Annotated in this window: 1 protein-coding gene; it reads left to right on the top strand. The window is 58.7% G+C overall.

Going from position 1 to position 1,938, the window contains the following annotated elements; translation table 11 throughout:
- Nucleotides 1-592: 592 nt before the first annotated feature.
- On the top strand, nt 593-1,858 hold the full coding sequence (ltrA, locus tag ACYVDG_RS32590) for a group II intron reverse transcriptase/maturase (protein WP_460764114.1): 1,266 nt from the start codon (nt 593-595) through the stop codon (nt 1,856-1,858).
- Nucleotides 1,859-1,938: the final 80 nt, after the last annotated feature.

Below are 1,938 nucleotides of genomic sequence, written 5' to 3'. Positions count from 1 at the left end.
ATGTTGTGTGTGCCACGCGCACAAAGAAAGGTTGAGAAGGAGGTAGGAAACCTTAATCGATGTGCTAACTGCGTGAAAGATGAAGGATATGGCCCTTCGGTGCCGCTCTTCGGGGAGGGGTACCAAACCACCCACTGCGGCATTGGCTGAAGACCGTTGTCGTGAGCGAGTGGGAAAAGGCGCACAAGATGCGTCAGGTAGGGATCGGAAAGGCGAGCGCAAGCGAATCGCTGCTGAGGTGTCGAAATCACCCTAGACGGCATCAAAACTGGGGTACGCAACAGATCCCAGGATAAGTCTGGCGGACACCCGATTACTGGCCAGGCGGTGCCCGGCATGGAGGCGACGCGAGTCCGATCTGCGGCTTTCACGCGGAACGTGGGAAGGCTGACCCTGATGCTGCTGCCGACAAGGCGGCGAAAGGGAGCGCGTCAAGCGGAGAAGAAACCGTAAGGCGTTGAGTACCGACGCAGGGTCGGCATTCGGACCGGCTCATAGTAGTGACGAAGCTCCTGTAATGGGGGTGGAGCGAAGGAGCCGGACTGTCCTGGCGAAGTTCGTTCGGGCAACCAGAACCTCTGGGAGGGATCGAGTGGGCGAGCCGAAGTCGAAGGAAAAGCCCTTCAATATTTCGAAATGGCATGTATGGGAGGCATACCAGAGAGTCAAAGCCAACCACGGAGCTCCAGGCGTGGACGGATGCTCGATCGAGGATTTCGAGACAGATCTGGAGAACAATCTCTACAGAATCTGGAACCGCATGTCCTCGGGGAGCTACTTCCCGCCTCCGGTGTTGGCGGTAGAAATCCCGAAACCGCTGGGCGGAGTGCGAGTCCTCGGCGTGCCCACCGTAGCGGACAGGATCGCGCAAACGGTGGTGGCCATGGAGCTGGAGAAGAGAGTCGAACCTCGATTCCATCCCGACTCCTACGGCTACCGCCCTCGGCGATCCGCGCTGGACGCGGTGAAGATGTGCCGCCAGCGCTGTTGGGAGTACGACTGGCTCCTTGATCTGGACATCCAGAAGTTCTTTGACAGCGTGGACCACTCCCTGATGATGAAAGCGGTCAAGGCCAATACCGACCAACCATGGGTGCTCCTGTATGTGAAACGCTGGCTGGTTGCGCCGATGCAACACACTGACGGAGCCTTGAGCAAACGAGAGAAAGGAACACCGCAAGGTTCGGCGGTCTCGCCCGTGCTGGCCAACCTCTTCCTCCACTACGCATTCGATACCTGGATGGTGCGGGAGTTTCCTGATGTCCAGTTCGAAAGGTACGTGGATGACGCGGTGGTGCACTGTGAGGACCAGCAGCAGGCTCACATGCTGTGGGAGGCAATCGATCAGCGAATGCAGGAGGTCGGGTTGCGTCTGCATCCAGACAAAACCCGGGTCGTGTACTGCAAGGACAGTAATAGGCGAGACGTATATTCCCAGGTCTCGTTCACTTTCTTGGGGTACACGTTCCGTCCCCGTGAGGCGCAGAACAAAAGAACGAAGGTCAAGTTTACCTCGTTTCTGCCTGCGATGAGCAGGGACAAGCTGGTTGAGAAGGGTCGACAGGTGCGCAGATGGGAAATGCACCGGCGGCCGAATGAAACTCTGGAGAGTCTCGCGGAAAAGATCAACCCGATCGTGCGAGGCTGGATGACCTACTGGGGAAGGTTCTACCGGACCGAGATGGATCCCCTCCTCAGGCGTATCAACACCTACCTGATGCGCTGGGCCCGAAAGAAATACAAGCGGTTGCGTGGATTCAAGCGCCTGCACGCGTGGTGGAAAGGGGTCACCCAAAGGGAACCCGGACTATTCGCGCACTGGGCATGGACTCACCGCTTCAACACGGCTGGATGGTAAGAGCGGAGTGACGGGAGACTGTCACGCTCCGATCTGTGGGGGCCCGGGGCTGCGATGCCCCGGGCTACCCGACCCGCGCT

The sequence above is a fragment of the Nocardiopsis oceani genome, from assembly GCF_054777395.1.
The sequence above is the reverse complement of the archived record's forward strand: the minus strand, read 5'-3'. Positions and strand labels throughout refer to the sequence as shown.